We start from the raw sequence: 6,910 nt of genomic DNA, 5'->3' as shown, positions 1-6,910 counted from the left end.
TCGACACCGCATAACGCTTGTCGCCGACCCCTTGACCTGCCTCCCGGCCAACTTCTATGTTCACCGCCAAGAGGTAGAACGTAGGACCTCCCACGACCCCGCCTTTCCCCGGGACAGGGACAGGCGCGGCGCCATCCCCTGTTTTTTCCCTCCTGGAGGCACCGTGAGCGACGTATCACCAGAGCCGGGCGTCGACCGCCGGCGAGTGCTGCAGTACGGCGGGGCGCTGAGCGCCTTCGGCGTCATGGCGCCGGCGCTGGCCGCCTGCTCCGGAGGTCCGGACTCGACCTCGGACACCGGCGGGGGCGGCGGCGGGGACTCGGTCACCGCCGTCATCGGCTACGGCAACGACCAGAGCTGGGACCCCACGCTGACCGCGTCCGCGTTCTCCGTGGCCGCCAACCACCACGTCTTCGAGGGGCTGCTCGACACCGACCCCATCACCCGCGAGCCCTACCCCGCGCTGGCCACCGAACTGCCCGCCGACACCGGGGCCTCGACCTGGTCGTTCACCCTGCGCGACGGGGCGACGTTCCACGACGGCAAGCCGGTCACCGCCGACGACGTCGTGTTCACCTTCGACCGGATACTCGACACCGAGACCCAGACCCTCACCCACGGGTTCTTCGCCGGCTGGCTGAAGGAGGTGAAGAAGACCGGGGAGAACACCGTCGACCTGGTGCTCGCCTTCCCCTTCCCGGACGGGCTGTCCCGGCTCACCCTGGCGAAGATCCTGCCCAAGCACATCCTGGGCAAGTCCGGCGCCTGGAAGGACCTCGACACCGGTCTGCCCGAGGTCACCGTCGGCTCGGGACCGTACCGGATGACGGCCAACCAGCCGCTGTCGAACACCTCCTTCGAGGCGTACGCGGACTACAACGGCCCGCGCAAGGCGAACTTCAAGAAGATGACCTGGCTGTCCATCGTGGACGCCGCCCCCCGGGTCGCGAAGATCTCCGGCGGGAACGCGGGCGCCCAGATCTCCGACAACATCCCGTACGCCAACGTCAAGCAGCTGGAGCAGGACGGCCTCACCGTCGAGGGCGGGGCGGGCATGAACCACATGTTCCTGCTCTTCAACACCGAGCGGAAGCCGTTCGACGACGTACGGGTGCGCCAGGCGCTGCACTACGCCATCGACACCGACAAGATGATCGAGGCGGGCCTGCGGGGCTACGGCAAGGCCGCCAGCTCCTTCCTCGACGAGGGCAACCCCACGTACCGCAAGGCGAAGTCCGTCTACGGCCACGACCCCGACAAGGCCAGGGCGCTGCTGGACGAGGCCGGGGTCAGCGGGCTGAAGGTGACGCTCATGGCGTCGACCGTGAGCTGGATCGCCGACTGCATCCCGACCATCAAGGAGTCCTGGGACGCCATCGGCGTGGAGACCACGCTCGACCCGCAGGAGACCTCCGCCCTCTTCACCAAGCTGGACCAGAAGGCCGACTACCAGGTCGTCGCCTCCGCCTCGAACCCCAACCAGCTCGGCATCGACGCGGACCTGATCCTCCGCTACAACTACACGGCCGAGAACGTCTGGATGGACTACTCCCGCTGGTCCCAGGCGTCCGAGGCCAAGCAGCTGTTCCGGCTCATGGACGCCGCCACGCGCGAGCCCGACCAGGAGAAGAAGAAGCAGATGACGCAGGAGTACTTGGACGTCATCGCGGAGAACGCGGTCATCTACCCGGTGGTCCACACCGAGCTGGTCACCGCCTGGGACGCCGACAGGATCACCGGGATCCAGCCGCAGCCGTACCCCGGCATCAACCTCCTCAAGGCCAAGCCCGCGTAGGGCGGCACGTCACGGTCAGTCAAGGCTAGGAGCTCACGTACGTGGCCCAGATCGCCAGGATGCTGCTACGCCGCATCGCCCTGCTCGTCCCGCTGATGCTCGGCATCGTGCTGTTCGTCTTCCTCGTCATGCGCTTCTCGGACATCGACCCGGCGGTGGCGAACTTCCAGGGGGCCAACCCCACCGAGCAGCAGCTTGAGGACTACCGCGAGGAGCACGGTCTCAACGACCCCCTGCTCGTCCGCTACGCCGCCTTCGTGGGCGACCTGCTCAAGGGCGACATGGGGCTCAGCGCGCTCAACGGCCGGCCGGTCATCGACCAGGTCACCACCGCGCTGCCCCTGACCATGCAGCTCACCTTCATGGGGCTCGCCATCGCCATCGTGCTGTCGGTGCTCTTCGGGGTCACGGCCGCGATCTACCGCGACCGCATCCCGGACCAGGTGATCCGCGTCGTCTCGCTGGTCGGCGTCGCGGCGCCCGCCTTCTGGGTGGCGCTGCTGCTGATCCAGTACCTGGCGGTGGAATGGGGGTGGTTCCCCTCCGGGGGGTACGTCAATCCGGGCGACTCCTTCACGGGCTGGCTCAAGACGATGACGCTGCCGGCCATCGCGCTGTCGCTGCACGTCGCCGCGCAGCTCACCCGCATCGTCCGCACCGCGGTCGTCGAGGAGCTGGACAAGGACTACGTGCGCACGGCGATCGGCAGCGGGCTGCCGCCGGTCGTCGTGGTCGGCCGCAACGTGCTGCGCAACGCGCTGGTCAACCCGCTGACCGTGCTCGGGCTGCGGGTGGGCTACCTGCTCGGCGGCGCGGTCGTCATCGAGACGATCTTCTCGCTGCCCGGCATGGGCACGTTGATGATCAACGCGGTGAAGAACGGCGACCCCGCGGTCGTGCAGGGCGTGGTGCTGACCGTGGCCGTCGCCTTCGTCGTCGTCAACCTCGTCATCGACATCCTCTACCTGCTGGTCAACCCCCGACTGAGGAGTGCCGCCTGATGCTCGCCACCCTCGGGGGCCGCCAGAAGCTCGCGGAGCGGCTGTCCCGGCCCGGCCTCAGGCTCCGCGGGCTCGCCCGGCTGCCCTGGACGTCCCGGATCTCGCTGGGGCTGATCGCCCTGGTCGTGCTGGTCGCGGTGTTCGCGCCGCTGCTCGCCCCGCACGACCCGCTGGACCAGCAGGCGCAGGCCGACGGCACCGGGCACCCGTCCGCCGACCACTGGATGGGGCAGGACAGCCTGGGCCGGGACATCCTCAGCCGGCTGATGTACGGGGCCCGCTGGTCGCTGGTCATCGGCCTGGGCGCCACGCTGCTCGCCCTGGTCTTCGGGGCGGTCCTCGGCGCCGTCGCCGCCACCTCCCGCAAGGCGGTGGACGAGTTCGTCATGCGCTGCCTGGACATCGTCATGGCGTTCCCGGGGATCGCGCTGGCCGCGGTGCTCGTCGCCGTGTTCGGCGGCAGCATCCCGGTGCTGGTGTGCGCCATCGCGTTCCTGTACGTGCCGCCGATCGCGCGGGTGGTACGGGCCAACGTGCTGGACCAGTACGGCGAGGACTACGTGACCGCGGAACGGGTCATCGGGGCCCGTACGCCGCACATCGTCGTCAAGCACGTCGCCATCAACTGCGCCGCGCCGATCCTGGTGTTCTGCACCGTGCAGGTCGCCGAGGCGATCGTCTTCGAGGCGTCGCTGTCCTTCATCGGCGCGGGCGTCCGCCCGCCGGACCCGTCCTGGGGCAGCGTCATCGCGGACGGCAAGAACATGGTGCTGCTCGGCGGCTGGTGGGCGACGGTCTTCCCGGGCCTGCTGATGCTGCTGACCGTACTCGCGCTCAACATCCTCTCCGAAGGCATCTCGGACGCCTGGGCGGCACCCGCCTCCCGGCGGTCGGAGGGCGTGCCGGTCAAGGAGGCCGGCGCCGAGGACCGCATCGAGGCCGCCGCGCCCGGCACCGGCAAGGTGCTCGAACTGCCGGGGCTCGCCGAGGCCGCCCGCCGGCTGCGCGAACGGGCCCGGCCGCTGCCCGGCGGCGAGCCGGTGCTGTCGGTGACGGACCTGGCCATCGGCTTCGACAAGCGGCACGCGGGCGTGGACATCGTCGACGGCATCAGCTTCGACGTCAGGCCCGGTGAAGTCCTCGGCCTCGTCGGCGAGTCGGGCTGCGGCAAGTCGCTGACGGCGCTGACGGTGATGGGCCTGGAGCCGGACGGCGCGCGGGTCCGCGGCAGCGTCGTCTTCGACGGCCGGGAGCTGATCGGCACGCCCATGCGCGTACGCCGCAGGCTGCTCGGCCACGAGATGGCGATGATCTACCAGGACGCGCTCAGCTCGCTCAACCCGGCGATGACGATCCGTGCGCAGCTCAAGCAGCTGATCCGGCGCGGCGGTACGCGCACCGCGACCGAACTGCTGGAGCTGGTGGGCCTGGACCCGGACCGCACGCTGCGCAGCTATCCGCACGAACTGTCCGGCGGGCAGCGGCAGCGGGTGCTCATCGCCATGGCGCTCTCCCGCAACCCGAAGCTCATCGTCGCCGACGAGCCGACCACCGCGCTCGACGTCACGGTGCAGGCGCAGGTCATCGAGCTGCTGCTGCGGCTGCGCAAGGAGCTGGGCTTCGCGCTGATCCTCGTCAGCCACGACCTGGCGCTGATCTCCGACGTCACCGACCGGGTGGTCGTCATGTACGGGGGGCAGATCGTCGAGACGGGCGTCACGGCCGACCTGGTCGAGGCGCCGTCCCACCACTACACCCGCGGGCTGCTGGGCTCGGTGCTGTCGCTGGAGTCGGCCCAGCAGCGGCTGACGCAGATCCGCGGCGTCGTGCCCTCGCCGGCCGACTTCCCGGCCGGCTGCCGGTTCGCCGACCGCTGTCCGATGGCGAGCGGCACCTGTCTGGACACCGCGCCCGAACTGGTCGGCGAGGAACGCAAGCACGAGGTGGCGTGCCACCACCCGGCGGTCGAACCGGCGACCGGGCCGCCGGCCGGGTCGGCGGTCGCCGCGGGCGAGGCGGAGAAGGAGGCGCTGCGATGAGCGCGAAGGACAGCGGCGGCCCGGGGCCGGTCGGCGAGCTGGCCAGCGAGCCCCTGGTCGAGGGCGACGCGCTGGTCGAGGGCGGGGGCGCGGCGCCGGGGCTGATCACCGTACGGAACGCGCACGTGGTGCACCGGGCGCGCTCCGGCGGCCTGTTCGCCCGCGACCGGGTGTACGCGCTGACCGGCGCGGACCTGGCGATCGCGGCCGGCGAGACGGTCGGCGTGGTCGGCGAGTCCGGCTGCGGCAAGTCGACGCTGGCGAAGGTGCTGGTCGGGGTGCAGGCCCCGACGGCGGGCACGGTGGAGTTCCGGGGCCGCGACATCTGGAAGATGGGCGCGGGCGAACGGCGGGCGGCCATCGGCACCGGCACGGGCATGATCTTCCAGGACCCGTCGACCGCGCTCAACCGGCGGCTGCCGGTCCGGCAGATCCTCCGCGACCCGCTCGACGTGCACCGCCGCGGCACGTCCGCGCAGCGCGCCGAGCGGGTACGGGAGCTGATGGCCCTCGTCGGCCTGCCCCCGGTGCTCGCGGACGCGCTGCCGGGCCAGTTGTCCGGCGGGCAGCGGCAGCGGGTGGCCATCGCCCGCGCCCTGGCGCTGGAGCCGGACCTCGTGGTGGCCGACGAGCCGACGTCCGCCCTGGACGTGTCCGTACGCGCCCAGATCCTCAACCTGCTGCTGGATCTGAAGGAGCGGCTGAACCTGGCGCTGGTGTTCGTCTCGCACGACATCCAGACGGTGCGGCGGATGAGCGACCGCGTCATCACCATGTACCTGGGCAGGATCGTGGAGGAGGCGCCGGCGGTGGCGCTGGGCTCCGGCGGCGACGCCCCGGCGGAGCGCGGTCCGGACACCGCCCGGCACCCGTACACGCGGGCGCTGTTCTCGGCGACGCCGGGGCTCCTCGACCCCATCGACCCGATCCCGCTCGTCGGCCCCGTGCCGTCGGCGACCCGGCCGCCGAGCGGCTGCCCGTTCCGTACCCGGTGCTGGAAGGCCACGGCGGAGTGCGCCGCGGCCATGCCGGAGGTCACCCAGGCGGCGCACGCCCACCGGTTCCGCTGCCACCATCCGGTGGCCGCCGGGGAGAGCACCCGTGATCTCGTGATCCAAGCGAAGGAGAGCGCATGACCCGTCCCACCCACCTGACCGGCGTCGTACCGCCCGTCTGCACCCCCCTGACGCCGGATGCCGAGGTGGACACCGCCTCGCTGATCAGGCTGGTGGACTTCCTCGTGGCGGGGGGCGTCGACGGACTCTTCGTGCTCGGCTCGTCCTCCGAGGCGGCCTACCTCAGGGACGAGCAGCGCAGGGCCGTGGTGGACACGGTGGTACGGCACGTCGGCGGCCAACTGCCCGTGCTCGCCGGCGCGATCGACATGACGACGCCGCGCGTGCTCGACCACGCCCGCAGCGCGCTCGACGCCGGCGCGGACGCGCTCGTCGTCACCGCGCCGTTCTACACCCGTACCCACCCGGCGGAGATCGACCGGCACTTCCGCGAGGTCGCCACCCGCACCGGCGCGCCGGTCTACGCCTACGACCTGCCGGTGTCCGTGCACACCAAGCTCGGGCACGACCTGGTCCTCCGACTCGCCGAAGACGGCGTGCTGGCCGGGCTGAAGGACTCCAGCGGCGACGAGACGGGGCTGCGCCGCGTCGTCGTCGGCGTCCGGGACAAGGTCGCGGGCTTCTCCGCGCTGACGGGCTCCGAGACGATGGTGGACAGCGCGCTGGCCATGGGCGCCCACGGCGTCGTCCCGGGCCTCGGCAACGTCGACCCGCACGGCTACGCGCGGCTGTACCGCAGCGCGCGCGAGGGCGACTGGGCGTCGGCCCGCGCCGAACAGGAGCGGCTGCTCGCGCTCTTCGGCATGGTCAGGAGCGGCGACCCGGCGCGGATGGGCATGAGCTCCTCGGCGCTGGGCGCGTTCAAGGCGGCCCTGCACCTGCGCGGGGTCATCGACTGCCCGGCGACGATGCTGCCGCAGATCCCGCTGGACGCCGAGGAGGTGCAGCGGGTGGAGAAGCACCTCGCCGCGGCGGGCTGGCGTTCGTGGCGTTCCCGGC

5 protein-coding genes are annotated in these 6,910 nt (G+C 71.6%); all 5 read left to right on the top strand.

What is annotated here, in order from left to right; all coding sequences use genetic code 11:
• The first annotated feature begins 244 nt into the window (after positions 1-244).
• The gene (locus H5J30_RS12905) at positions 245-1,795 is read left to right on the top strand and encodes an ABC transporter substrate-binding protein (protein WP_258563291.1); all 1,551 of its coding nucleotides are present in this window, start codon (positions 245-247) and stop codon (positions 1,793-1,795) included.
• 59 nt (positions 1,796-1,854) lie between these two features.
• Entirely contained in the window at positions 1,855-2,796 is a 942-nt protein-coding gene (locus tag H5J30_RS12900) for an ABC transporter permease (protein ID WP_220188848.1), read from the top strand.
• Complete coding sequence (locus H5J30_RS12895; protein WP_181787574.1) at positions 2,796-4,835, top strand: dipeptide/oligopeptide/nickel ABC transporter permease/ATP-binding protein; 2,040 nt, start codon at positions 2,796-2,798, stop codon at positions 4,833-4,835. The genes H5J30_RS12900 and H5J30_RS12895 overlap by 1 nt, the downstream gene beginning before the upstream one ends.
• Positions 4,832-5,971 (top strand): oligopeptide/dipeptide ABC transporter ATP-binding protein, encoded by a 1,140-nt coding sequence (locus tag H5J30_RS12890; RefSeq protein WP_181787573.1) that lies wholly within the window; start codon positions 4,832-4,834, stop codon positions 5,969-5,971. The genes H5J30_RS12895 and H5J30_RS12890 overlap by 4 nt, the downstream gene beginning before the upstream one ends.
• The coding region (locus H5J30_RS12885) for a dihydrodipicolinate synthase family protein (protein ID WP_181787572.1) at positions 5,968-6,910 on the top strand (943 nt) is incomplete at its 3' end. The genes H5J30_RS12890 and H5J30_RS12885, both read left to right, overlap by 4 nt.

Source organism: Streptomyces phytophilus, from assembly GCF_013870535.1.
Lineage (GTDB): Bacteria > Actinomycetota > Actinomycetes > Streptomycetales > Streptomycetaceae > Streptomyces > Streptomyces phytophilus.
Note: the sequence above shows the minus strand (reverse complement) of the source record. Positions and strands in the feature narration are given on the sequence as shown.

Coding starts and splice junctions, on each gene's coding strand:
- H5J30_RS12905 (WP_258563291.1), top strand. CDS start 245: ATGGCGCCGGCGCTGGCCGCCTGCTCCGGAGGTCCGGACTCGACCTCG.
- H5J30_RS12900 (WP_220188848.1), top strand. CDS start 1,855: ATGCTGCTACGCCGCATCGCCCTGCTCGTCCCGCTGATGCTCGGCATC.
- H5J30_RS12895 (WP_181787574.1), top strand. CDS start 2,796: ATGCTCGCCACCCTCGGGGGCCGCCAGAAGCTCGCGGAGCGGCTGTCC.
- H5J30_RS12890 (WP_181787573.1), top strand. CDS start 4,832: ATGAGCGCGAAGGACAGCGGCGGCCCGGGGCCGGTCGGCGAGCTGGCC.